Origin of the sequence: Rhodococcus triatomae (assembly GCF_014217785.1) — a bacterium.
Classification (GTDB): Bacteria; Actinomycetota; Actinomycetes; order Mycobacteriales; family Mycobacteriaceae; genus Rhodococcus_F; species Rhodococcus_F triatomae.
The window spans coordinates 3966124-3990528 of sequence record NZ_CP048814.1; the positions used below are offsets into that span (position 1 = coordinate 3966124).

At 65.2% G+C, this 24405-nt stretch carries 19 protein-coding genes and 1 pseudogene; 19 read left to right on the top strand and 1 reads right to left on the bottom strand.

Annotated features, from left to right (window positions below):
- The first annotated feature begins 49 nt into the window (after positions 1–49).
- The 17 genes from fakA to G4H71_RS18965 all read left to right on the top strand — a co-directional run bounded on the left by fakA (position 50) and on the right by G4H71_RS18965 (position 23010).
- A complete protein-coding gene (fakA, locus tag G4H71_RS18890) occupies positions 50–1822 on the top strand; it encodes a fatty acid kinase ATP-binding subunit FakA (protein ID WP_072740273.1) in 1773 nt (590 codons plus the stop codon).
- Between the two features lie 17 nt (positions 1823–1839).
- Positions 1840–4116 carry an ATP-dependent DNA helicase RecG gene (gene recG, locus G4H71_RS18895; protein ID WP_072740272.1) on the top strand — a complete coding sequence of 759 codons (2277 nt, stop codon included), beginning with the start codon at positions 1840–1842 and terminating at the stop codon, positions 4114–4116.
- Positions 4117–4337: 221 nt separating this feature from the next.
- Entirely contained in the window at positions 4338–7721 is a 3384-nt protein-coding gene (locus G4H71_RS18900) for a pyruvate carboxylase (RefSeq protein WP_072740271.1), read from the top strand.
- A gap of 9 nt (positions 7722–7730) precedes the next feature.
- A complete protein-coding gene (rsmD, locus tag G4H71_RS18905) occupies positions 7731–8297 on the top strand; it encodes a 16S rRNA (guanine(966)-N(2))-methyltransferase RsmD (protein ID WP_072740270.1) in 567 nt (188 codons plus the stop codon).
- Positions 8294–8788: a pantetheine-phosphate adenylyltransferase gene (coaD, locus tag G4H71_RS18910; protein WP_072740269.1), complete on the top strand. Its 495-nt coding sequence runs from the start codon at positions 8294–8296 to the stop codon at positions 8786–8788. The genes rsmD and coaD overlap by 4 nt, the downstream gene beginning before the upstream one ends.
- A gap of 217 nt (positions 8789–9005) precedes the next feature.
- On the top strand, positions 9006–9776 hold the full coding sequence (locus tag G4H71_RS18915; RefSeq protein WP_072740268.1) for a DivIVA domain-containing protein: 771 nt from the start codon (positions 9006–9008) through the stop codon (positions 9774–9776).
- A gap of 205 nt (positions 9777–9981) precedes the next feature.
- The gene (locus G4H71_RS18920) at positions 9982–10560 is read left to right on the top strand and encodes a YceD family protein (protein ID WP_072740283.1); all 579 of its coding nucleotides are present in this window, start codon (positions 9982–9984) and stop codon (positions 10558–10560) included.
- A gap of 2 nt (positions 10561–10562) precedes the next feature.
- Positions 10563–10745 (top strand): 50S ribosomal protein L32, encoded by a 183-nt coding sequence (gene rpmF, locus G4H71_RS18925; RefSeq protein ID WP_072740267.1) that lies wholly within the window; start codon positions 10563–10565, stop codon positions 10743–10745.
- 22 nt (positions 10746–10767) lie between these two features.
- Positions 10768–11553 carry a ribonuclease III gene (rnc, locus tag G4H71_RS18930; RefSeq protein WP_246441983.1) on the top strand — a complete coding sequence of 262 codons (786 nt, stop codon included), beginning with the start codon at positions 10768–10770 and terminating at the stop codon, positions 11551–11553.
- Positions 11546–12415: a bifunctional DNA-formamidopyrimidine glycosylase/DNA-(apurinic or apyrimidinic site) lyase gene (gene mutM / locus G4H71_RS18935; RefSeq protein WP_072740266.1), complete on the top strand. Its 870-nt coding sequence runs from the start codon at positions 11546–11548 to the stop codon at positions 12413–12415. The genes rnc and mutM overlap by 8 nt, the downstream gene beginning before the upstream one ends.
- A 277-nt stretch (positions 12416–12692) precedes the next feature.
- Positions 12693–12785, top strand: coding sequence for a MerR family DNA-binding transcriptional regulator (locus G4H71_RS22935; protein ID WP_221628897.1), 93 nt, complete (start codon positions 12693–12695; stop codon positions 12783–12785).
- 65 nt (positions 12786–12850) lie between these two features.
- Positions 12851–13995, top strand: a protein-coding gene (locus tag G4H71_RS18940; protein WP_139278264.1) for an IS3 family transposase whose coding sequence is annotated in 2 segments (ribosomal slippage) — positions 12851–13118 and positions 13118–13995 — 1146 coding nt in all. Because the reading frame shifts where the segments join, the coding sequence is not laid out codon by codon here.
- Between the two features lie 328 nt (positions 13996–14323).
- Positions 14324–15838, top strand: coding sequence for a type I restriction-modification system subunit M (locus G4H71_RS18945; protein WP_072739660.1), 1515 nt, complete (start codon positions 14324–14326; stop codon positions 15836–15838).
- A complete protein-coding gene (locus G4H71_RS18950) occupies positions 15831–17048 on the top strand; it encodes a restriction endonuclease subunit S domain-containing protein (RefSeq protein ID WP_072739658.1) in 1218 nt (405 codons plus the stop codon). The genes G4H71_RS18945 and G4H71_RS18950 overlap by 8 nt, the downstream gene beginning before the upstream one ends.
- A gap of 1 nt (position 17049) precedes the next feature.
- Entirely contained in the window at positions 17050–20121 is a 3072-nt protein-coding gene (locus G4H71_RS18955; protein WP_072739656.1) for a type I restriction endonuclease subunit R, read from the top strand.
- Positions 20122–20230: 109 nt separating this feature from the next.
- Positions 20231–22639 carry an HsdM family class I SAM-dependent methyltransferase gene (locus G4H71_RS18960; protein ID WP_169847185.1) on the top strand — a complete coding sequence of 803 codons (2409 nt, stop codon included), beginning with the start codon at positions 20231–20233 and terminating at the stop codon, positions 22637–22639.
- Positions 22636–23010 (top strand): hypothetical protein, encoded by a 375-nt coding sequence (locus tag G4H71_RS18965; RefSeq protein ID WP_174561884.1) that lies wholly within the window; start codon positions 22636–22638, stop codon positions 23008–23010. The genes G4H71_RS18960 and G4H71_RS18965 overlap by 4 nt, the downstream gene beginning before the upstream one ends.
- Positions 23011–23293: 283 nt before the next feature.
- On the opposite strand, the gene G4H71_RS18970 is transcribed toward G4H71_RS18965, so the two are convergent.
- Complete coding sequence (locus G4H71_RS18970) at positions 23294–23518, bottom strand: helix-turn-helix domain-containing protein (protein WP_072739653.1); 225 nt, start codon at positions 23516–23518, stop codon at positions 23294–23296.
- A gap of 234 nt (positions 23519–23752) precedes the next feature.
- On the opposite strand from G4H71_RS18970, the gene G4H71_RS18975 reads away from it, so the two are divergent.
- Positions 23753–23977, top strand: a complete 225-nt coding sequence (locus tag G4H71_RS18975; protein ID WP_072739652.1) for a hypothetical protein — start codon at positions 23753–23755, stop codon at positions 23975–23977.
- Between the two features lie 186 nt (positions 23978–24163).
- Positions 24164–24307 (top strand): annotated as a pseudogene (locus G4H71_RS18980) (zinc finger domain-containing protein); the annotation flags it as partial.
- Positions 24308–24405: the final 98 nt, after the last annotated feature.

Sequence of the window (24405 nt, forward strand, 5' to 3'; positions counted from 1 at the left end):
CACGCAGACCGCCGGAAGGACAGCAGTGGCCCCTGAGGACGACGCCCGGATGGACGGGCGCGCCCTCATGGACTGGGCGCGCGAGAGTGTGCGGGCGCTGGAGAGTCACCGCGACGAGATCAATGCGCTCAACGTCTTCCCCATTCCGGATTCCGACACGGGCACCAACCTCGTGTTCACGATGCGTGCCGCGGTGTCCGCGCTCGACGATCTGGTCGCTTCCGGTCCGGTGGGGGAAGCGCCCGGGGTACACCAGATCGCGGTCGTGCTGGCTCGGGGGTCGGTTGTCGGGGCGCGCGGAAACTCCGGGGTGATCCTCTCCCAGGTCCTGCGAGGGTTGGCCGAGGCGGCGGTCGGTGAGCACATGGACAGTGCCGGTCTCGGGACGGCCCTGCGCATGGCAACCAATCTGGTCAGCGACGCGGTGAGCTATCTCGTCGAGGGCACGATCGTGACCGTGTTGCGTTGCGCTGCGGACGCGATCGCGGGTATCGACCCCGGGACGCCGGTCGCCCGGACCGCAGCGGTTGCCGCGGACGCCGCGGCCGAGGCGCTGGTGCGCACACCGATGCAACTCGAGGTACTCGGCCGCGCCGGAGTCGTCGACGCGGGCGGTCTCGGCCTCGTCGTGGTACTCGATGCGCTGGTGAAGGCGCTGTCGGGGCATGCCCCCGATCGTGACTTCGCGCGTTTCCGGCCGCGTGGGAACCTCCCGGCTGCGGTGGCGCGACGTGGCGACTCCACTCCCGGCGACCACGCACCCGGCGACGGGGCCCACGCACACGACCACGCGGGGCACGATCATGCCGGCGGGGACGCCCAGGGGATGGACTTCGAGGTGATGTACCTCGTTTCCCGTACCGACGACACCGGTATCGCGGACCTGCGCGAGCGCCTCGATGCCCTCGGCGACTCGGTCGTCATCGTCGGCGACGGCCGCGGTTCGTGGTCGGTCCACGTGCACTGCCGGGACGCGGGGGCAGCCGTTGAGGCCGGTCTCGGTGCCGGCGACGTCCGGGGGATCAGGGTGACCAGTTTTCTCCTGGAGTCACACCGTTCCGGCGAAGCCGGGCGCGTCTCACACCGTTCCGGCGAAGCCGGGCGGTCGTCGCCGGTGTTGCCGAGTCCCGAGGATCTGTCCCGCGCGCACACCCGCCCGGAACGGCGTCGCCGCGGCGTGATGGCTGTCGCCGCAGGAGACGGGGCGGCGGAGCTCTTCACCGGCGAGGGCGCCACGGTGCTGCGGTGTGACGAGCCGATCACCCGCGGTCAGTTGCTGGGCGCGATCCGCAAGATGGAGCGCAGCGAGGTGCTGGTGCTGCCCAACGGGGCGTTACCGGCGCAGGAACTCGTCGCGGTCAGCGCGGCGGCCCGCGACTCCGATCACGAGGTGCTGTTGCTCGCGTCGTCGTCGATGGTGCAGGGGCTGGCCGCTCTCGCCGTGCACGACGTCTCCCGGGATGCGGGCGACGACGCCTTCACGATGTCGGAAGCCGCGGCGGCGACGCGGTGGGGTTCGCTGCGGATCGCTGCCGAGCGGGCCCTGACCTATGTGGGGACGTGCGAACCCGGCGACGGTCTGGGTCTCGTCGGGCACGAGGTGATCGTGATCGACCCCGATCCGCGCCGCGCGGTGCGCCGGCTCGTGGACCTCCTGCTCGGGACCGGTGGCGAACTCGTGACGATCCTCCTGGGTGCCGACGCGCCTGCGGGTATCGGCGGCGAACTCACCGAGTACATCGAGCACGGCCATCCCGGTGTCGAGGTCATGGTGTACGAAGGCGGTCAGCCGGGCGACCTCCTGCAGCTCGGCGTGGAGTGAAGGGACGGACACCGACGATGGTCACGCTCGCGGATCCTCTCGGACAGGTTTTCGACTCGGCGACGGCGGAGGTGCTGGCGGAAGTGCTCGACCTGCACACGGTCGAGGACCTGCTTCGGCACTACCCGCACCGCTATGCCTCACAGGGACGCGATCTCGCCGAGAAGGAGCCTCCGGAAGGCGAGCACGTCACGATCATCGGCCGGGTCACGAAGGCCGACACCGTGCGGATGAAGAGTCGGCGCGGGAGCATGCTCAAAGTGGTGCTGTCGACCGACGTGCAACCCGTCGACGTCACCTTCTTCAACGCGCAGAAGGTCGGCCATGTCATCAAACCCGGTGTGCGGGCGATGTTCTCGGGAACGGTCAAGTACTTTCGCGGCAAGTGGAGTCTGACTCATCCGAGCTATCTCGTGCTGCCCGAGCCCGGTGCGGGAAGTGAGGACAAGTTCCTCGAGGCCGGCCGGCTGCGTGGTGCCGGAGATCTGGCGGGAATCGCCCGGGCCGCTCACCGTGCCGGCGCCGACGTCGACCTGTCCGTGTTCGATCGTCCGCTCATCCCGATCTACCCGGCGACCCGCGCCGTCGAGAGCTGGACGATCATGGGGTGCGTCGGCGCCGTACTCGATCGTCTCGACGAGATCGACGATCCGCTGCCCGACGACTTCCGAGCCGAGCGCGGATCTGTGGGACTGGGCGAGGCGCTGCGCAAGATCCACCTGCCGAGCAGCCGCGAGGACGTCGCCGAGGCCGAGGAACGGCTGCGGTTCGACGAGGCTCTCGCCCTGCAACTTGTTCTCGCCCGGCGGCGCCGGGACAACGATGCGCGGGTCGCGCCGGTGTGCGCGCCACGCACCGGGGGGATCGCCGAGGCATTCGACGCGCGACTGCCGTTCGATCTCACCGACGGCCAGCTCGAGGTGGCGGGCGAGATCTCGGGCGATCTGTCCGTGGCACACCCCATGAGCCGGCTGCTGCAGGGCGAGGTCGGCTCCGGTAAGACCATCGTCGCTCTCCGCGCCATGCTGCAGGTCGTCGATGCCGGTCACCAGTGCGCACTGCTCGCCCCCACCGAGGTGCTGGCGACACAGCACGCGCGGTCGCTGCGGGCGATGCTCGGTGACCTGGCGACGGCGGGAGAATTGGGCGCCGACGAGAACGCCACGCGGCTGACCCTGCTCACCGGTTCCATGTCCGTCCCCGCCAAACGTGCCGCGATGCTCGAGATCGTCAGTGGGGAGGCGGGCATCGTGATCGGTACCCACGCGCTCATCCAGGACAACGTCGAGTTCTTCGATCTGGGCATGGTCGTCGTGGACGAACAGCACCGGTTCGGGGTCGAACAGCGAGACCGGCTGCGGTCGCGGGCACGACCGGGAGTGAGCCCGCACCTGCTGGTCATGACGGCCACGCCCATTCCCCGCACCATCGCGATGACCGTTCTCGGTGATCTCGACGTCTCGACACTCCGCCAACTGCCACGCGGGCGCAGCCCGATCAAGAGCAGCGTCGTTCCGGCGAGTCAGAAGCCGGGGTGGGTGGCCCGGGCGTGGGAGCGGATCCGCGAGGAGGTCGCCGACGGCCGCCAGGCCTATGTGGTGTGCTCGCGGATCGGCGACGGAGAGAAGGGCGACGGTGACGACGCGGCGCCGGGGGCGGGCACCGAGCAGACTCCGGAGCAGAACACCGTCTCCGCTGTCGATCTGCACGAGCAGCTGCGTACCGAACTGCTCCCGGACCTGAGGGTGGGTCTGCTGCACGGGCGGCTCCCCGCCGACGAGAAGGACGCGGTGATGGGGGAGTTCACCGCGGGAGACATCGACGTCCTGGTCTGCACGACGGTGGTGGAAGTCGGCGTGGACGTCCCCAACGCGACCGTCATGGTCATCGTCGACGCGGACCGGTTCGGTGTCAGTCAGCTGCACCAGCTGCGCGGACGGGTGGGTCGCGGCGCGCACCAGGGGCTGTGCATCCTCGTCACCCAGATGAATCCCGGCAGTCCGGCGTACACGCGTCTGTCGAACGTCGCCTCGACCAACGACGGGTTCGAGCTCGCCCAACTGGACTTGGCCACCCGCCGCGAAGGCGACATCCTCGGCGCCGCCCAGTCCGGGACCAGCACCACGCTGCGGCTGCTGTCGCTGCTCGCGCACGAGGACGTCATCGCGGCGGCCGCCGAGTACGCCGACCGCGTCGTCTCCGCGGACCCGAATCTGAGTGCGCATCCCGGGCTCGCGGGTATGGTCTCCGCCGCTCTGGACACGGACCGGATCGAGTACCTCGAGAAGACCTGATCCGGCCTCTCCACGTCGGCCGACCGGCGGGGTCGCGGGAGGGAGAAGGTGCTGTATCGGTCCAGACCGTCGACGCTCCGAGGCAGCCTCGCACGGTGAGATTGCGCGGCCGTTTCGATCATCGCACCGCAGGTCAGAGCCGATTGTGAGCGTCGATAGGACGTCTTGCATGCTGGGACGGTGTTTCCGGATCGGGACAGGCAGCAAGGTACGTTGCTCAAATGTTCTCCAAGGTTCTTGTTGCCAATCGTGGTGAGATCGCTATTCGCGCGTTTCGTGCTGCCTATGAGTTGGGCGCCGGAACGGTCGCGGTGTTTCCGTTTGAGGACCGCAACTCTCTGCACAGGTTGAAGGCGGACGAGGCGTACCAGATCGGGGTGGAGGGGCATCCGGTTCGGGCGTATCTGTCGGTGGCGGAGATCGTCGACGCCGCGAAATCGGCCGGTGCCGACGCGGTGTATCCGGGGTATGGGTTCCTGTCGGAGAACCCGGACCTGGCGGCCGCCTGTGCGGAGGCGGGGATCACGTTCGTGGGTCCGTCCGCGCAGATTTTGGAGTTGACGGGGAACAAGGCGCGAGCGATCGCCGCCGCACGCGCCGCCGGCCTGCCGGTGTTGGCGTCGAGCGAGCCGTCGGCGGATGTGGACGAGTTGGTGGCGGCGTCGGCGTCGATGCAGTTCCCGGTGTTCGTGAAGGCGGTCGCCGGCGGCGGTGGCCGCGGGATGCGGCGGGTGGCCGAGCCGGGGTTGTTGCGGGAGGCGATCGAAGCCGCGTCACGGGAGGCGGACGCGGCGTTCGGTGACCCGACGGTGTTTCTGGAGCAGGCGGTGGTCAATCCTCGGCATATCGAGGTGCAGATCCTGGCGGATACTCACGGGAACGTGATTCATTTGTTCGAGCGGGATTGTTCGGTGCAGCGGCGGCATCAGAAGGTGATCGAGTTGGCGCCGGCTCCGAATCTGGATCCGGTGTTGCGGGAGCGGATGTGTGCGGATGCGGTGGCGTTCGCGCGGGAGATCGGCTACCAGTGCGCGGGAACGGTGGAGTTCCTCGTCGACGAGCGCGGAAACCATGTGTTCATCGAGATGAATCCACGGGTGCAGGTCGAGCACACGGTGACCGAGGAGATCACCGATGTGGATGTGGTGCAGGCGCAGCTTCAGATCGCGGCGGGGGCGCGTCTGGACGAGTTGGGGTTGAGCCAGGACTCGATCCGGCTCCATGGTGCGGCGTTGCAGTGCCGCATCACCACCGAGGATCCCGCCAACGGATTCCGCCCGGATACGGGGCGAATCACGGGGTATCGCACTCCGGGTGGTGCGGGCGTGCGTCTGGACGGCGGCACCTCTGTCGGCGCCGAGGTGTCGGGGCACTTCGATTCGATGTTGGTCAAGCTCACCTGCCGGGGCCGTGACCTCGACGCGGCGGCCGCCCGCGCGCGGCGTGCGGTGACGGAGTTTCGTATTCGCGGTGTGTCGACGAATATCCCGTTCCTGCAAGCGGTGCTCGATGATCCGGATTTCCGGGCGGGGCGGGTGACGACCTCGTTCATCGAGGAGCGGCCGGGGTTGCTCACGGCGCGTTCGTCCGGGGATCGGGGGACGAAGATCCTGAATTATCTCGCGGACGTCACGGTCAACAAGCCACATGGCAACCGCCCCACCACCGTCTACCCGCACGACAAGCTGCCGGACATCGATCTGTCCGCGCCCGCGCCGGACGGGTCCCGCCAGCGGCTGCTGGCGCTCGGGCCGGAAGGCTTCGCCACGGCATTGCGGGAGCAGAAGGCTCTGGCCGTCACCGACACGACGTTCCGTGACGCGCACCAGTCACTGCTCGCCACCCGAGTGCGCAGCAAGGATCTGCTCACCGTCGCCGGGCACGTCGCCCGGATGACACCACAACTGCTGTCGATCGAAGCCTGGGGCGGAGCGACCTACGATGTGGCGCTGCGGTTCCTCCATGAAGATCCGTGGGAACGGCTCGCCGCACTGCGCGAGGCTGTCCCGAACATCAACCTGCAAATGCTGCTTCGTGGTCGGAACACGGTGGGGTACACGCCGTATCCGGAGGCGGTGACGGCTGCGTTCGTGCGGGAGGCGACGGCGTCGGGGATCGATATCTTCCGGATTTTCGATGCGCTCAACAACGTGGATCAGATGCGTCCGGCGATCGATGCGGTGCGGGAGACGGGGACGGCGCTGGCGGAGGTGGCGCTGTCGTATACGGGGGATCTGTCGAACCCGGCGGAGGATCTGTACACCCTCGACTACTACCTGCGTCTGGCGGAGCGGATCGTCGATGCGGGTGCGCATGTGCTGGCCATCAAGGACATGGCGGGGTTGTTGCGGGCTCCGGCGGCGGCGACGTTGGTGACGGCGCTGCGCGCCAATTTCGATGTGCCGGTGCATGTGCATACCCATGACACTCCGGGTGGTCAGTTGGCGACGTATCTGGCGGCGTGGCAGGCGGGGGCGGATGCGGTGGACGGTGCGTCGGCTCCGTTGGCGGGGACGACGAGTCAGCCGGCGTTGTCGGCGATCGTGGCGGCGGCGGCGCACAGTGAATTCGACACGGGTCTGGATGTGCAGGCGGTGTGTGATCTGGAGCCGTATTGGGAGGCGTTGCGGAAGGTGTATGCGCCGTTCGAGTCGGGGTTGCCGGCTCCGACGGGGCGGGTGTACACGCATGAGATTCCGGGTGGTCAGTTGTCGAATTTGCGGCAGCAGGCGATCGCGTTGGGGTTGGGGGATCGGTTCGAGACGGTCGAGGCCAATTATGCGGCGGCGGACCGGATGTTGGGTCGGTTGGTGAAGGTGACCCCGTCGAGCAAGGTGGTCGGTGATCTCGCGTTGTCTCTGGTGGGTACCGGGACCGATCCGGGTGATTTCGCGGCTGATCCGGCGCGTTTCGATATCCCGGATTCGGTGATCGGGTTCCTGCGTGGCGAGTTGGGTACCCCGCCGGGAGGCTGGCCGGAACCGTTCCGCACCCGCGCCCTCGAAGGCCGTGGCGCACCCAAGCCCGAAACCGAACTCACCCCCGAGGACGAGAAGGAACTGGCCGGAACGTCCGCGCAGCGACGCGGCGCGCTCAACCGGCTGCTGTTCCCCGCACCGACCCGCGAGTTCCTCGCGCACCGCGACACGTACGGCGACACCTCCGAGCTGTCGGCGAACCAGTTCTTCTACGGGCTCCGGCGCGGGGAGGAACACCGGGTGCGCCTCGGCAAGGGCGTCGAGTTGCTCATCGGTCTCGAGGCGATCTCCGAGCCGGACGAACGCGGCTACCGCACCGTGATGTGCATCCTCAACGGGCAGCTACGCCCGGTCGCGGTCCGTGACCGCTCCGTCGCCTCGGAAGTACCGGCCGCGGAGAAGGCCGACAAGAACACCCCCGGCCACGTCGCGGCACCGTTCGCGGGCGCGGTCACCCTCGTCGTCGGCGAAGGAGACCGGGTCGAGGCCGGCGACACCGTCGCCACCATCGAGGCCATGAAGATGGAGGCAGCGATCACCGCCCCCGTCGCCGGCACCGTCACCCGCCTGGCCGTCGCCGCGACCTCCCAGGTCGAAGGCGGAGACCTCCTCGCCGTCCTCGGCTGAGGTGGCCGCATGACCCGGATCGTCGCCGGACGCGCGGGAGGACGCCGCCTGCGCGTCCCGCCGAGCGGCACCCGGCCCACGTCCGACCGCGTGCGTGAGGCGCTGTTCAGTTCCCTGGAGAGCCGGCTGGACCTGGAGGGTGCCGCGGTGCTGGACCTGTATGCGGGTTCCGGTGCGCTGGGGCTCGAGGCTCTGTCGCGCGGCGCCGGACACGTGCTGCTCGTCGAGTCCGATGCGAAGGCATGCGCGGTGATCCGTGAGAACGTGACCACCGTGGGACTTCCCGGTGTGGAGGTTCGCCAGGCGCCGGTGGCCACCGTGGTCGGCGGCGCCGCGGACCGCGAGTACGACGTGGTCCTCGCCGATCCGCCCTACGCGGTGTCCGACGACGCCGTGCGGGCCGTCCTCGACGATCTCGTGGTCGGTCGCTGGGTGGGGGAGGGCACCGTCGTGGTCGTCGAGCGATCCTCGAGATCGCCCGAGACGCAATGGCCGGAGCACTTCGAAGCGGTCAAGAGCAAGAAGTACGGAGAGACTCGGATCGACCTGGCCACCTGCTACGGTCTTCAGCCATGACAGGCGCCCTCTGCCCCGGATCGTTCGACCCCGTCACCAATGGCCATCTGGACGTGATCTCCAGGGCCGCTGCGCAGTTCGACGACGTCGTCGTCACCGTGATGGTGAACAAGAGCAAGAAGGGGCTGTTCACGGTCGACGAGCGGATCGGGATGCTCGAGGAGGCGACGGCTCATCTGCCGGGCGTGCGGGTCGCCTCCTGGCACGGCCTGCTCGTGGACTACGCGAAGCAGCAGGGGATCACCGCGATCGTCAAGGGCCTGCGTGGCGCCAACGACTTCGACTACGAACTCCAGATGGCGCAGATGAATCAGAAACTCAGCGGTGTGGACACGTTCTTCATCCCCACCAACCCCGCGTACAGCTACCTGTCGAGCTCGCTGGTGAAGGAGGTCGCCACATTCGGTGGCGATGTCGCCGGCATGCTTCCCACCGAAGTGCACACGCGGCTGTTGGACCGGATCGCCGAGCGGGCCGCGGAGTCGGCCTGACCCGGCTTCCCGGGCGGCCGGACTGTGACGTCCGCGTCACCGGGCCGATGGCCGACACACCGGCTCGGCCGCACCCGGTATCCGCGGATGTGCTGCACACTTGATCGGGTAGGTCGGATGCGGCCCAGGTGAGCCCTCGACGTCGCAACGTGTGTGATGTCCACGCGTGCGAGGTCACGGCATCACCGGGTCGACGGCACGAGGAATGGGGTTGGTTGTGTACCGGGTATTCGAGGCGCTGGACGAACTCGTCGCGATCGTGGAGGAGGCGCGCGGAGTCCCCATGACGGCGGGGTGCGTCGTACCTCGCGGTGACGTGCTCGAACTCCTCGACGACGTGCGAGACGCCATCCCCGGTGAACTCGACGACGCTCAGGACGTACTGGACCACCGCGACAAGCTGGTCGGCGACGCGCGGGCGACCGCGGAGAAGACGATCACGGGCGCGGACAACCAGGCTCAGGACACGATCGAGAACGCTCGCGAGGACGCGGACAGGATGCTCGCGGACGCGAAGGCGCAGGCGGACCGGATGGTCTCCGAGGCGCGAGCACACGCGGACGAACTGGTGACCGACGCCGACGAGGCGGCCGAGCGGTTGCGCGCCGACGCGCAGCGTGAGTACGAGAGCGTGACCGGTCGGGCCCGCGCCGAGGCCGACCGGATGGTCGAATCCGGCAAGGCTTCCTACGAGCGGTCGGTCGCCGACGGCACCGCCGAGCAGCAGCGGCTGGTCGCCGAGACCGAAGTGGTCAAGGCCGCCCACGCGGAATCGGCCCGAGTCATCGACTCCGCCCACGCGGAGTCCGACCGTCTCCGTTCCGAGTGCGATCTGTACGTGGACACCAAGCTCGCCGAGTTCGAGGAGTTCCTCACGGGGACGATCCGCTCGGTCGGCCGGGGCCGTCAACAACTGCGTACCGGTTCCGGGGTGCCCGACTACGGCGTCGACTACGACGAGACGTACCGCGCCGACCGGCGGCGCTGAGCGGCCGGCCTCACCGGGCCTGCCGATCGGACCGGAGTGAGGGGCGACGCTTCTCGCCGTCCCGCTTGGCCACCGTTCCCGACATCGCGTATCGTGGTGTGGTTGACCACGGCACGAACAGCGTGCCGTCCTCCGCGATCCGAGAGTGAGAAATTTGTCCCACCGTCACCACAGTCCGTCGCGTCCCGTCGGGGACGCCGGCTTCGTGCTGGACACGGCATCCGTCGGCCGTCGTCCCGGTTCGATGCGCGCGGTGCACCGAGTCGTCACCGCGCCCAGGCGCATCGGCTTGGACATGATCGCCGTCGACGAGGGCGCCGACGTGGACATGGACCTGAGGCTCGAAGCCGTGTCCGAGGGTGTCCTCGTGACCGGCCCGGTGTCTGCGCCCGTGTCCGGGGAGTGCTCCCGCTGCCTCGAACCGTTCACCGACGGCGTGGAGATCTTCCTCACCGAGTTGTTCGCCTATCCCGACAGCACCACGGAGGCGACCACCGACGAGGGCGAGGTGTACATCGTCGAGGACGATCACGTCGACCTCGAGCCGGCGGTCGTCGACGCCGTGGGCTTGGCACTCCCGCTGCAGCCGCTCTGCAGTGAGAACTGCCCCGGACTGTGTTCCGAATGTGGCATTCGCCTGGCGATTGCCGGTTCCGAGCACAGTCATGACATACTTGACCCTCGCTGGGCTGGTCTTGCAGCCAAATTCGGCATGGACCCGAGTCCCGGCACCAATCGTGAGAACACCGAAGCCAGTACTGGCACAGAGTTCGAGGAGAAGTAGAAGTGGCTGTCCCGAAGCGCAGAATGTCGCGGTCGAACACCCGGTCGCGTCGCAGCCAGTGGAAGACCACTGCGCCCACCCTCGTCACCTGCCCGAACCGTGGCTGCGGCGAGAAGACCCTCCCGCACGTCGCCTGCCCGTCCTGCGGCACCTACCGGGGCCGCCAGGTCACTGCAGCAGTCTGATCGATTCGGACGGATTCGCGCAGTGACGAGCGAGACCAGCACGACCCCCGACGGCGGGGAGGATCATTCGACCCTCCTCGCCGCTCTCGGTGTGGACCTCGAGCCGTCGCTACTGACGCTGGCGCTCACCCATCGCTCGTACGCGTACGAGCACGGTGGCCTGCCCACCAACGAACGACTCGAATTCCTCGGCGACTCGGTCCTCGGGCTGACGGTCACCGAGAAGCTGTACCTGGCGCATCCGGAGCGTTCCGAGGGTGACCTCGCGAAGATCCGGGCGTCGATCGTGAACATGCACGCCCTCGCCGGTGTCGCTCGCACCCTCGGCGACGGCGGCCTGGGTGCTCACCTCCTGCTCGGCAAGGGCGAGGAGATGACCGGCGGCCGCGACAAGCCGAGCATTCTCGCCGACGGGATGGAGTCCCTCCTCGGCGCGATCCACCTCGAGCACGGAATCGACACCGCTCGCCGTGTGGTGCTCGACCTGTTCAGCGATCTGCTCCAGACCGCCCCTCGGCTGGGCGCTGGCCTGGACTGGAAGACCAGCCTGCAGGAGTTGACCGCCGAGCGCGGCATCGGCGTCCCGGCCTACGAGATCACCGCGACCGGCCCGGACCACGACAAGGAGTTCACCGCGACAGTGCTCGTCGGTGGCAACGCCTTGGGTGTCGGTATCGGCAGGTCGAAGAAGGAAGCCGAGCAGAAGGCCGCGAGTACCGCCTGGAACACCCTGTCCGGGGACGGCGTGGTGCCCGGCGACGTCCCACCCGGAACGGCGGGTTCGGTCACCGACGACGTCAGTGCCTGAACTTCCCGAGATCGAGGTCGTCCGTCGCGGGCTCGAACGGCATCTCGTCGGCACGACCATCGACGCACTCGACGTCCTGCATCCGCGAGCGGTGCGCCGGCATCTGCCCGGTGCCTCCGACCTGAGCGGACAGCTCGTCGGCAGGACCGTCACCGAGGCGCGTCGCCGCGGAAAATACCTCTGGCTCGTCGTCTCCGACGTCGGTGTGGGGGAGGCCGATCCGCTCGCACTCGTCGTGCACCTCGGGATGAGTGGGCAGATGCTGGTGCAACCCCTCGACGCGACCGACGAGAAGCACCTGCGCATCCGTGCGCGACTGTCGTCGGGATCGGAACTCCGGTTCATCGATCAACGCACCTTCGGTGGATGGGCGCTGGCACCCCTGGTCGATGTCGACGGCGACGAGGTGCCCGATTCCGTCGCGCACATCGCCCGCGACCCGCTGGACCCGCGATTCGATCTCGGTGCGGCGGCGCAGGTTCTGCGGGGCAAGCACACCGAGATCAAACGTGCGCTGCTCGATCAGACCGTGGTCTCGGGAATCGGCAACATCTATGCCGACGAGGCGTTGTGGCGCAGCCGAATCCACGGCAATCAGCCCTGTGATCGACTGTCCCGCCCGGCGCTGCGTGGCCTGCTGGATTCCGCGACCGAGGTGATGACGCAGGCACTCTCCGAGGGCGGGACGTCGTTCGACTCGCTGTACGTCAACGTGAACGGCGAATCGGGGTACTTCGAGCGTTCACTGAATGCCTACGGTCGGGAAGAGGAGCCGTGCCGGCGCTGTGGCACGGCGATCCGCCGGGTGAAGTTCATGAACCGCTCGAGCTTCTTCTGCCCGGTCTGCCAGCGAAAACGTTAGATCGACTCGGGCGGCACCTAACGGGCGACACACGATGAAGCGAAGGTTTCGTCATCACAGCTGATGGCCCGCGCGTGGCCCTGCTCAACTGCTCGTCCTATTCACGTTCACGTACTGAAAGTCGAAGGCTGACTACTCCTCGGTATCGCCCATCTTCACTGTGCCGGATCTCAGGCATGGGAGACGAATGTTGTCTTATCGGTGCGACCTCGACCATCTGGCGGAGCTTATTTCTCAGTGGGTTGCCCCTCCTGCGGGGGGGCGAGAAGCTGGAGTCATGTTAGGAATCAGTGAGTTCGCAGCTTTGACCGGGCTGAGCGTGAAGGCGCTCCGCCATTACGACGAGAAGGGGGTGGCGTGTCCCCTGTGAGTAGGTCCGGGTTGTTCTAGAGTCCTAATTGCCCTGGTGAGGGCGAAGAAGGGACGATAGAGATCATGGCGGGACGCAAACGTCACTCGGCAGAGGACATCGTGCGCAAGCTGCGCCGAGCCGACGAGTTGGCAGCGGAAGGCAAGAACGGCGAGGAGATCGCCGCCGCGCTCGAGGTGTCGGCGGCAACGCTGTACAACTGGCGTCGCCAGTACTCCGGTAGTGACGCCGATGCCGCGAAAGAACTCAAGGAACTGCGGGAGCAGAACAGCCGGCTCAAGCGGTTGCTCGCCGATGCCGAGTTGGAGAAGGACGCGCTGCGGGAGATCGCCAAGGGAAAATTCTGAGCCCGACCGCCAAACGCGCCGCGATCACCATGCTCACCGGCACCCTGCAGATGTCGGAGCGGTTCGCGTGCAAGGTTGTTGGGCTCTCCCGATCGGTTTACCGACGGCTGCCGTTGGCGCAGACACCGGACGACCCGGATGCCGATCTGCGCGCAGAGTTGCGCAGGTATTCCTGCAAGCATCCACGGCACGGGTTCCGTCGGGCGTGGGCGTGGCTGTGCTACGACCAGGGCGTCGCGGTGAACAAGAAGAAGGTGCACCGCCTGTGGAAGGTGGAGGGACTACAGGTGCGGCGTGCTCCACGCCGCAAGCGTGCCGGCCGGTCCTCCGTTCCGGTCGTCGACGCGGATGCTCCGAATGTTGTGTGGGCATTGGACTTCCAGTTCGATTCGACCGTCGACGGCAAGGCGGTGAAGATCGCGTCGATGGTCGACGAACACACCCGGATGTCGTTGTTGGACATTGTGGACCGCTCGATCACTGCAGATCGATTGATCGAGGGCTTGGAGAAGGTGTTCGCGATGTGGGGTGGGCCCCCGCTCGTGCTTCGCATGGACAATGGGCCTGAGTTCATCTCAGAAGCCCTGCGAGCCTTCTGTGCTGGGTCGGTGGGGGTGTCCTACATTCCGCCGGGCACGCCATGGAACAACGGGTTCATCGAGTCCTTCAACAACCGGCTGCGCGACGAGTGCCTCAATCGCAACTATTGGCCCACCTTGCTCGAGGCCCGCGTGGTGATCGAGGATTTCAAGGACGACCACAATCACCGACACCGGCATTCGGCACTGGGTTACAAGACCCCCGCCGAGTACGCTGCCGGATGCACCCACCAGCACCAGCCCGTGGCGTGCGAGATCGACTGATCGACTGCACGTAGGAACCGGCTCTAGAACCGACCGGACCGACTATCGGGGACCTGCCAGACGATGTTGTGCACTCTGTGGATCGAGCAGGAGAACGCGGTTCTGATTCCTTGGTCGTCACCGGCTTCAAAGAGACACTCGCTGCGACTCGTCGTCTGCTGCCAGCGGAGCGGTCATAAGTTCACTCTCGCCGATAGGGATTTGTGATGCTCGTGACTCTGCACAGCGACGACGATGCGGGAGCCACGCCGTGGTGCCGTAAACGTGACTGCGAGTACCGGCTGCAGGGATAATGGAGCAGACTGCTACGAAGGGGCACGCACACTCTATGACGATCACCCAGCAAGAGCTCGAGTCCCGCTTATGGGACGCGGCCAACGCCTTGCGCGGCCCCGTCGATCCCGCGGACTTCAAGACTTACGTCTTCCCGATGCTCTTTTGGAAGTGGATCTCCGACACCTGGGTCCACGAGCACGACGAGGCCCTACATACGTACGGCGACGAGCTTGACGACGAGGTCGAGTCAGAGTTCCACCGCTTCGAGATGCCAAAAGGCACCCTGTGGTCAGAGGTCACGACCAAGGTCAAGAACCTCGGCTCCGAGATCGCCAAGACGTTCCAACGAATCGAAAAAGCCAACCCTTGCTCGCTCGCTGGCGTCTTCGGTGACGCAGCCTGGGGCAACAAAGAACGGCTCCCGGAGGCAACACTCCTCGGACTGATCAAGGCCTTCAACCGGATCAAGCTCGACCCGACCACGGTCTCGCACGACCTGCTCGGTGCCGGCTACGAGTACCTCCTGAAGAACTTTGCCGACGAGTCTGGGAGCAAAGCAGGGGAGTTCTTCACGCCGCGAGAAGTCGTCAACTTGCTCGTCGGCATCCTCGAGCCGAATCCAGGCGAGACGGTCTACGACCCCGCCTGCGGCTCGGGCGGGATGTTGGTAGCGACGATCAACCAGGTCCGAGAGTCGGGTCTGGATCACCGTACGTTGCGTCTCTACGGCCAGGAGATCAACCTCACGACCTCTTCGATCGCACGGATGAACCTCTTCCTCCATGAGATCGAGGACTTCGAGATCAAGCGCGGCGACACACTCCGCGCCCCAGCGTTCAAGGACGCCCGAGGCACTGTCCGTCAGTTCGACGCGGTCATTGCCAACCCGCCGTTTTCACTGACGAACTGGGGCGCAGACCGTTGGGCAACCGACCCACGGGCGAGGTTCGGCGTGCCACCGGCGAAGAATGGCGACTACGCCTTCATCCAACACATGATCGCATCGATGAAGCCAGGTAACGGTCGAGTGGGTGTCGTTATGCCTCATGGCGTCCTGTTCCGCGGTGGAGCGGAGGCCAAGATCCGACAGAGGCTCATTGAGGAGGACCTGCTCGAGGCGGTGGTTGGACTGCCACCGAACCTTTTCTATTCGACGTCGATCCCCGCCTGCCTCTTGATCTTCCGATACCAGAAATCTGCGGAGCGCAGAGACCACGTCCTCTTCATCGATGGGTCGGCAAGGTTCAACAAGGGTAAAAACCAGAACGTCATGTCCGCAGGCGACGTCAACAGTCTCATCGACGCGTATCGCACTGGCGAAGAACCCCGTGACGAGAGCAGAACGAGTGTCCGTCTGGCGTCGGCTGATGAGATTAATCGCAACGGTTTTGATCTGAACATTGGTCGATACATAAAGGTCGCCGCAGAAGACACTGCAGACCTTGGCGCGGCGCTTGTCGCCTATGCCGACGCTCGCCAGCATCGCATCGAAGCCGAAGCCATCATGTTCAAGCAGCTCACCGCGGCCGGCATTGATCTGAGCATGTTCGAGGTGGCCGATGAGTGAGTGGATGCCGGCAAGGTTGGGGGATCATCTCACGCGAGTAAAGCGCAAGGTGTCACTCAAGGATGGCGTCAAGTACGCCGCCGTTTCGGTCACCAAGGACGGTCAAGGACTGGGGGACAAGGAGCCTTTCATTGGTGGCCTCACGAACTACGATTCCCTCTATCGAGTACAAGCAGGTGATGTCGTCCTCCGCGCAATCACGGCATTTGAGAGTCCTGTCGGTATCGCTCAGCCCGAGCACGCTGGAACTCATGTCTCTGGGGTCTTCTTGACGTACGAGGTAGGCCCAAGCATGTTGCCTGGGTATCTGCGACTCTTCTTCCAAACCCCGCTGCTTTGGCGGGAGATGCAGCAACGTGCTACCGGTAGCGTGTTGCGACGCAAGACCATAAGCGATGTGAGTTTCAGGGCCATTCCAGTACCGTCTCCTGCCTTACCTGAGCAGCGCCGCATCGTTGACATCATCGAATCGGTGGACGCGCTGGTCGATATTTTGGGACGTGAAATCGCTAGCGCGAGACGTGTCCTGCATTGTGTACTCACAGACCACTTCGTGGTCGCTACAGGCAACCAGCATTCTGTTGTCGATCTTTGTTCTGATGTGATTGGCGGGATCTGGGGATCACCGCCAGGCGAAGGTGAGGTCGACCTTCTCGCTCTAGGTCCAAGGATCTACGCAGCCGGAACCACTGGATTTGTGACCGATGGTTCGCCGATGCGATCATTTTCTCTCAAGCAGGTGAAACGGCGTCGAGTGCGGCTAAACGACATCATCCTGGAGCGGTCCGGCGGCTCACCGGAACAGCCTGTTGGGAGAGTGGTTATCGCGGGAGAGGGGCTGAGCCCATGCATCCCCACCGACTTTCAGCGACTCATGAGACCTGACCCCGAGAAAGTTGAACCTCGGTACTTGTTCTGGAGACTCCGGCACGACTGGAGCACAGGTCTGACGCGGGCCTTCAGTCGACGTACGACTGGGATTACGAACCTCTCCGTCAAGGAATACATCGCGCGTCGTGTGTCGGTACCCAGCCGCGAGGACCAGAAGGCTCTTGTCGAAGCTGCAGATATCGTGGACGCGAATATTACCGCGATCAAGAATGAACTCGCCGGCCTTCGAACGTTCAGATCCGCTCTCTTGATCTCGCTCCTGAATCAAGAGATTGAGATCCCCGAGCCCTACGAAGCGCTGCTCGAGGAGGCTACGTGACATGAGCTGGACAGAGTCGTCCACAATTCAGCGGTCGCTGCTCGAGTGGGCCGAGGAAGCAGGTTGGGAACGCCGGAGTGGCGACGAGCTGCCCCGAGATGAGCACGACGTCATCATCGAAGAGTGGGCGCGGGCCGCGCTCCTGGCGTTGAATCCAGACCTGGTCGACGACCTGGAGTCGACGGACCTCGTCATGCACGAGATCAATCAGGCTGTCCTCGATGCCCAGAACGGGCTCGTCTCCGCAAACGAGAGTCTCACTGTGATGTTGCGCGGAGACCACTCGTTCACGACGATCGAAGGCCATCATGTGCCTCGCCGATTGATCGACTTCGAGAGACCAGACGACAACCGTTTCACTGTGGCGGATGAGGTGCGGATCGCCGGTGCGGTCATGCCGCGGCGCTTCGACGTCGTGTATTACGTGAACGGGTTCCCGCTGGTGCTCGTGGAGACGAAGACCCCGGTCAAACATCAGGTCTCGTGGGTGAACGCGGCGAAAGACATCTACGACGTCTATGAGGAGGAGTACCCGGGCTTCTTCGCGACTAATGTCTTCAACGTCGCCACTGAGGGGCTCGAATTCCGAATGGCTCCGATCCGTGCGGTTCCCGATCCCGACTCCGAGATCTGGGCACCGTGGGGCTCGACACAGGATGATCCGAAGGCGATCACGGGTCCGGCCCGAGTCGAGCGTGCCGCGCGGTTGGTGTTGCGTCCGGAGACGATTCTCCCGATCCTGAAGGACCTCGTGATGTTCCGGCACGCGAGGGACGCCTCCGAGACTGACGTGAAGCTGCTGCCCCGCTATCCGCAGTTCGAAGCGGCTCTCGCGATCCACGACAGGGTCCTCGCCGATCGGCAGGGCGGGTTGATCTGGCACCACCAAGGCTCGGGCAAGACGGAGCTGATGGCCTTCGCCGCGGCTCGGCTGCTGCGCGACACCACGGTGACCGAGAGGTTCGGTGCCCCGCCAACGGTGATCGTGATCGCCGATCGCAAAGACCTGGTGCGTCAGACAGCCGAGATGTTCGAGACGGCCGGCATGCCTCGAATGACGGTGCCTCGCAACAGGCGAGAGCTGCACGATCTGCTCCGAAGCGGTGAACCGGGAGTCGTGATCACGACAGTCCATAAGTTCTCCGAGGCTGGGCACCTGAACGACCGGTCGAACATCGTCGTCCTCGTCGACGAGGCTCACCGCTCACAAGAGGGCAAGTTCGGCGATGCCTGGCGTGCGGCGGTGCCGAACGCGAAGTTCTTCGGCGCGACGGGCACCGCAATTCAGGACAAGGACCGCTCGACGTTCAAGCTCTTCGGCGACCCTTCCGACCCCGGCTTCGTGATGTCTCGCTACACGCCGGAGCAGTCCATCGCCGACGGCTTCACTAAGCCGGTGATCGTCGAAGGCCGGTCGGTCGGTTTCAGCCTTGACAAGGAAGCACTGGACGAGGCCTTCGATGAACTGGCCGATGACGAGCACCTCGACGAGGACGAGAAGGTCTACCTCTCCGGCAAGGCTTCCCACATCGAGACGATCCTGTCGAACCCTGACCGCATCCACGCAGTCTGCGCAGACATCGTCGATCACTTCATCACCTACGTGGCCCCGCTGGGCCAGAAGGCGCAGGTGGTCGCGTACAACCAGAGTCTCGTCGTCGCCTACGCCCGTGCTATCGAGGAGGAGCTTGAACGACGCAGTGCGGTGATGCCCGACGGGCAGCCGCGCGAGGTCGGCGTCGTTATGCATGTCGCCGACAGTAAGGACACCCCCAAGGAGTACGGCCGATACCTGCTGACCTCGGAGCAGGAAGAGGCGTTGAAACGGCGGTTCAAAAAGGTCGATGACCCGATGTCGTTTGTCGTGGTCACGGCCAAGTGGATGACGGGTTTCAACGCGCCGATCGAGGGCGTGCTCTACCTCGACAAACCGGCCAAGGAAGCGAACCTCTTTCAGACGATCACCCGACCGAACCGTCCATGGAAGAACCCGATCACCGGACAGCGCAAGGACTACGGGCGCGTCGTTGACTACATCGGCCTCGCCAAGGCCATCGGCGTGGCGATCGCCGGGCCCAAGCCTGACAGCGACGACGATGACCTCAACGTGGTCGATGCTTCCAAGCTGGCAGGCAAGTTCGTCTCGGACCTCACCAAGCTCCTCCACCTTTTCTCCGGCATCGACACCACCGACACATCCTTCGAGTCCCGCGCGATCGCGCATGAGCGCGTCCCCGAAGGCAGCGCGCAGCGCACCGAGTTTATAGAGGGCTACGTGGCGCTTCAGACTGTGTGGGAGTTCCTCGACCCTCATCCGATGCTGCTGCCTTTCAAACAGCAGTACTTCTGGCTCGCGAAGGTCTACGAATCCATCCGACCAAAAGACGTGTCCAAGGCGTTTCTCTGGGCTCGCCTCGGAGCAAAGACAACCGAACTCATCCACGGGCACATGAACTCAGTCGTCGTAAAGACGATGGCGTCCAGGACCGTCACCCTCGACGCCGCGGGTCTTGCGCTGGTGAAGCGAATCGCGGAGCAGTTGCGCCTGCCAGCGAGCGATCCGTCGGGAGATCCGCAGGACGACGTCTACCAGCAGGTCCTCGACTCGATCGAGGCTCGGCTCAAGCGCCGGCTCGCAGATAGCGACAGCCCGGTGTACACCTCACTCGCGGAGCGGATCGAGAAGTTACGTGCGAAGGCGATTGAGAACGTTGAGGACTCGCTCGCGTTCCTCGAGGAGGCATTGAGGATCGCACAGGACGTCGTGGCCGCCGACCGGGCAGCAGAGGCCGGAGACGAAGAGACGCTTGAACGCCTCTCCGACCCGAAGCGCGGCGTGCTCACGCAGATCGTGGAAGAGAACACCCCACCCGGCCTGCACCAAATCGTGCCAGAGATCGTCGACCGCATCGACGCGATCGTGCACGAAGTCGCATACACAGGCTGGACGACGAGCGACTCCGGCGACAAGTCAGTTCGTCGAGAGCTGCGCGCTGTCCTGAAGAACTACGGGCTACCGGTCAAGGGCGATCTGTTCGACCGGATCTACCAATACGTGCGGGAGAACTACTGACACTATGAGGACACAGCATCCCGCGGTTCAGGCAGTTTTCCGAGACTCCGAAGGCGCGCCCTACACAGATCTCGACCGTGGCACGGTAGGACTGGAGCACGCGACGAGCGTGTCGTTGGCCCGGGCTCTTGCTGTCGGCGGCCTCAGTCGCCTTGACCCGCGTCGCAGGACCGTAGACATCTGGGATCCCGCGGCCGGCTTGGGGTTCGCCGGTTTCCTCTTGGTCGAAGCGCTTCAGTTGTCAGGACTGGAGGTGCGATACCGCGGCCAGGACATCGATGAAGCCGCGGTGTCCGCGAGCGTTCGTCGATTCGAAGCGATCCACGACGCCGAGATAGCCCAGGCGGACACGCTGGCGCACGACGCCTTCGAGGACTTCAGCGCCGATCTGGTGATTGTCGACGCACCCTGGGGGATGGACTGGCGGGGCTCGGTTGCGGCTGTGGAAGCGCGGCAGTCCAACGGCGAGTTCAGGTTCGGCCTTCCGCAGCACTCCGACAGCACGTGGCTGTTCATCTCTTTGGCGCTCGAGAAGCTGCGTTCGGCGGAGCAAGGCGGGGGGCGTGTCGCGGCATTGGTGAACCCGGGCGCGCTAAGCTCTGGCGGCGCAACCGCTGCAGTGCGGCAGCGGATCATTGACGCCGGGCTTCTGGAGTCGGTTACCCGGCTCCCCGACGGGCTTGCACCTAATACCGAGATCCCCCTCTACCTCCTGACTTTCTCGAACAAAGCCGACGACGTCCGTCGGGGTAAGGCGATGATCGCGGACCTGCAAACGATGTTCACCACCGAGCGCCGTCGGAGGTCGATCCCGGTCGACGCATTCCACGAACTCGAGTCCGGACTGAGGACGCGAAAGTCGGGCCCGCGCAATCGCACCATTAGCACCCGCCAGTTCACGCGCAGAGACGCACGGTTGTCGCGCACCACGAGTGAAGGCATTCAGCTGTCGTGGCGCGTCACCGCGTACAACGCCACTGCGATCGACGATGGGTTCCTGGAGGCCCGTTACGGCCCGGACTCCGGTGTGTCGTTGGCCGATGAGCCTCGCGAGACGGTCGACCTCGATCCGAGCCGCGTACTCGGTGACGACTCGCGCGAGCTGCTTCGAGACATGGCTGCGAAGGGCTGGCCGAGTAGGCGTCTAAGCAGTCTTCTCGCTCGAGAGCCCGGAGCGGTGAAGGATTCGGCTGACGCACAATGCGATCGTCAGTTGTTCCTCCCTGCGACCGGGGGTGGCAGAGCTGCCACCGAGCTGCACGAGACGAATGCCAGTGGACGGGTCCTGTCCGTGCAATTCGACGACAACTCGATCTACCTGCCCTTCATCGCCGCGTGGCTCAACTCGGAGCAGGGTATCGCCAGTAGGAACCGTGCGATCGAGAACGGCAGCTCTGGCCATCACATCAAGGCTCTGCGGTTAGACGCGAACTCGCTGGTGAGGTGGGCCGACGAACTCCTCGTGCCGGTCCCGGATCTCGGCGTCCAGCTCGCCCTTGCGTCGGCCGACGAGCGCCTCGGTTCGTTCCAGGCCGAACTCAGCAGCCAGCGAGCCAGCATCTGGTCAGCCCCAGAGATCGCCGACAACGTCGTGACCAAGATCGCGGGTGCCTTCGATGACTCCCTCACCGCCTGGCTGGACCAGTTGCCGTATCCGATCGCCTCAGCCCTGTGGACTGCCGAGTCGGCTCAAACGGTGGGGGAGAAGCAGCGCGCCTACCTCCACGCTTGGGAGGCGATCGTGACGTTCCACGCTACGGTCCTGCTTTCGGCGAGCCGCAGCGATCCGGGGAGCAGCACCGAGACCGAGGCCGCGATCCGTCAGACGTTGCATGAACAGCGCCTTGGCATCGAGAACGCTTCGTTCGGCACCTGGGTGGTCATCGTCGAGAGGACGGCGAAGGATCTGCGCAGCGCGCTCAAGGACGGTGACGCTGATGAGGTGGCCCGCGTCCGCCGCGCGTTCGCGGACCTCGGCCACGCCGGCATTGAGCGGCTGGTTTCGAAGGACGTCGTCAAGAAGTTCAACGAGCTGAACGGCAAGCGAAACCGGTGGTCCGGCCACACGGGGTACACCTCAGAGCAGAAGCTAAGAACTCAGGTCGACTCGCTCGTATCGGACCTCAGAGAGCTCCGCGGGCTCCTCGGGAACGTCTGGTCCCAGCTCCTGCTGGTCCGCCCCGGCAGCGCCAAACGCCGTCGTGAAGGCCTTGTCCAGACGGCAGAGGTTGCAACCGGGACTCGGACGCCCTTCGCAGCTCGGGAGTTCGTCGTGGGGGAGCACATGTACGACGACGAGCTTTACCTCGTCCGGGATGGATCGCAGTCTCCGCTACGCCTCGGGCACTTCGTGCAGCTCCGTGCCGCCCCGAGCAGCGCCCAGTTCACCACGTACTTCTACAATCGCACCGATGGAGCGAGCGTGCGGATGGTCAGCTACCAGTACGGGCCGGAGAGCGAACTGCAGGACGACCTGGAGAGGTTCCGGGACGTGTTCGGCGCGTTGGTGCTGGAATGACGCTGACTCTTGGCGCGATCCTCCGCAGCGCTGGGATTGACCCCGCGAACGCCCAGGCCATGCGCCACGCATTCGTGGGTGAGTACGAGGACTCCGGCCTACCCGGCATCCATGCCGATTCCACCGACGAGGAGCTCCTCGCCTACACGAGCCAGCAGTCGGCCAAGCCGTGGATCTTTCCGGTCGAACCGCCCTCGATCTGGGTGGCTTTGGTCCGCGAAGATGGCGACAGGGCCCGCCTCTGGTCGGTGCTGGAGAACCGCGGCGAGGTCTCGAACGACGGTGCTCTTCGTACGTTCGACCTGGTCGTCTCGATCGGTGCCGCTGAACCGGTCCGAGCACACTTGGCCAATGCCCGCTCGACCTTCTGACGCGGAATGCAAAAGTCCACAGCCGCATCGGCCATGGCACCCGCGAGCTGTTCGACAGCAGGGGAGCCATTCGCGTCGTGCACTAGGAAATGAGTCCGGATGGCAGGTCCCCGATAGTCGGTCCGGTCGGCTCTAGAACCGACCGGACCGACTATCGGGGACCTGCCACTGGGTCCGAGGCTTTCGACTGAAAGCACGTGATGAGATGATCAGCGCCTTGGTCGGGCGGTGGTGCGGAAGTCTGGGGAAGAAGGTGATCCAGGGGGATGCGCTGACGCAGCGGTCACTTGACCGTTGACAGCAGCTCCGATGGCGTCACGTCGAGCCCGTGGGCGAGCTTGACGAGCACATCCAGGGTCGGGTTGCGAGTTCCTCGTTCCAGCCCGCTGACGTAGGTGCGGTCGAGTCCCACGTGGTGAGCGAAGGCTTCCTGGGAGGCCCAGTCGTGCTCCTGGCGCAGATCGCGAAGACGTTGTCCAAACGCGATGCGATGCGCCGATCTAGTCATGCTTCAACGCTCTCGGTACGCTGATCATTAGTCCGCGGACTATAACTCACATCGGCGTGCTCGGGATGGCGTCAGCGATCGAGCCCGTCTCTGGGTGCTCGGGGATCTGGAGGAGACCGATGTTCGAAGATGAGTTGATCGACGTGGTCGCCGCGGCCAAACGGCACCACTGCAGCACCCAGACGATCTGGCGACGCATCAGGCAGGGGAATCTGCCCGCGCGGTAAAGATGAAGTGAAAGGACGCGACGGACGCCCGGTCATCAAGACGTTGATCCGCGTCTCTGACCTGAACGACGTGTTCGGCTGGACCGCTCGCGACGCGCACGTCCGCGCTATCCGTGAGGCTGCGCCACCGTTCACCGAGGAGCAAGCGGCAGCGATCCGCAAGGTCTTCCTGGACCACATCCGGGAACGCGATGCCAAACGAAGAGGTGACGGAGGCCCCGGGGCCGCGTAGCAGAGACGGGCATCGCACCGACGCCTGAACTCGCCCTTCGCCAGGGAGTACCGGCTCTTCCGTTTTCAGGCCGTCCGCTGGTCCGGAGTACTCGTTCCCCGCCGCTAGACTTGTAGCGCAAAAGCGGCCTGTGACCGGCGAAAACGCCTTCCTTGCACTTCCAAAAGAGGTGAATGCATCTATCGTGGGAAGTCGGGGTACTTCGAGCGTTCACTGAATGCCTACGGCCGGGAAGAGGAGCCGTGCCGGCGCTGTGGCACGGCGATCCGCCGGGTGAAGTTCATGAACCGCTCGAGCTTCTTCTGCCCGGTCTGCCAGAAAAGACGCTAATCCCGGAAGCGCTCGAGCCCCTATCGCCTTGACGACCACTTCGAGCGTCGGGTTTCGGCATGGTCGCTCGAATGGTGAGCGAAGGCTTCTCGGGATGG

Coding starts and splice junctions, on each gene's coding strand:
- G4H71_RS18945 (WP_072739660.1), top strand. CDS start 14,324: ATGACGATCACCCAGCAAGAGCTCGAGTCCCGCTTATGGGACGCGGCC.
- G4H71_RS18965 (WP_174561884.1), top strand. CDS start 22,636: ATGACGCTGACTCTTGGCGCGATCCTCCGCAGCGCTGGGATTGACCCC.
- coaD (WP_072740269.1), top strand. CDS start 8,294: ATGACAGGCGCCCTCTGCCCCGGATCGTTCGACCCCGTCACCAATGGC.
- G4H71_RS18970 (WP_072739653.1), bottom strand. CDS start 23,518: ATGACTAGATCGGCGCATCGCATCGCGTTTGGACAACGTCTTCGCGAT.
- G4H71_RS18900 (WP_072740271.1), top strand. CDS start 4,338: ATGTTCTCCAAGGTTCTTGTTGCCAATCGTGGTGAGATCGCTATTCGC.
- G4H71_RS18950 (WP_072739658.1), top strand. CDS start 15,831: ATGAGTGAGTGGATGCCGGCAAGGTTGGGGGATCATCTCACGCGAGTA.
- fakA (WP_072740273.1), top strand. CDS start 50: ATGGACGGGCGCGCCCTCATGGACTGGGCGCGCGAGAGTGTGCGGGCG.
- G4H71_RS22935 (WP_221628897.1), top strand. CDS start 12,693: ATGTTAGGAATCAGTGAGTTCGCAGCTTTGACCGGGCTGAGCGTGAAG.
- G4H71_RS18955 (WP_072739656.1), top strand. CDS start 17,050: ATGAGCTGGACAGAGTCGTCCACAATTCAGCGGTCGCTGCTCGAGTGG.
- recG (WP_072740272.1), top strand. CDS start 1,840: ATGGTCACGCTCGCGGATCCTCTCGGACAGGTTTTCGACTCGGCGACG.
- rsmD (WP_072740270.1), top strand. CDS start 7,731: ATGACCCGGATCGTCGCCGGACGCGCGGGAGGACGCCGCCTGCGCGTC.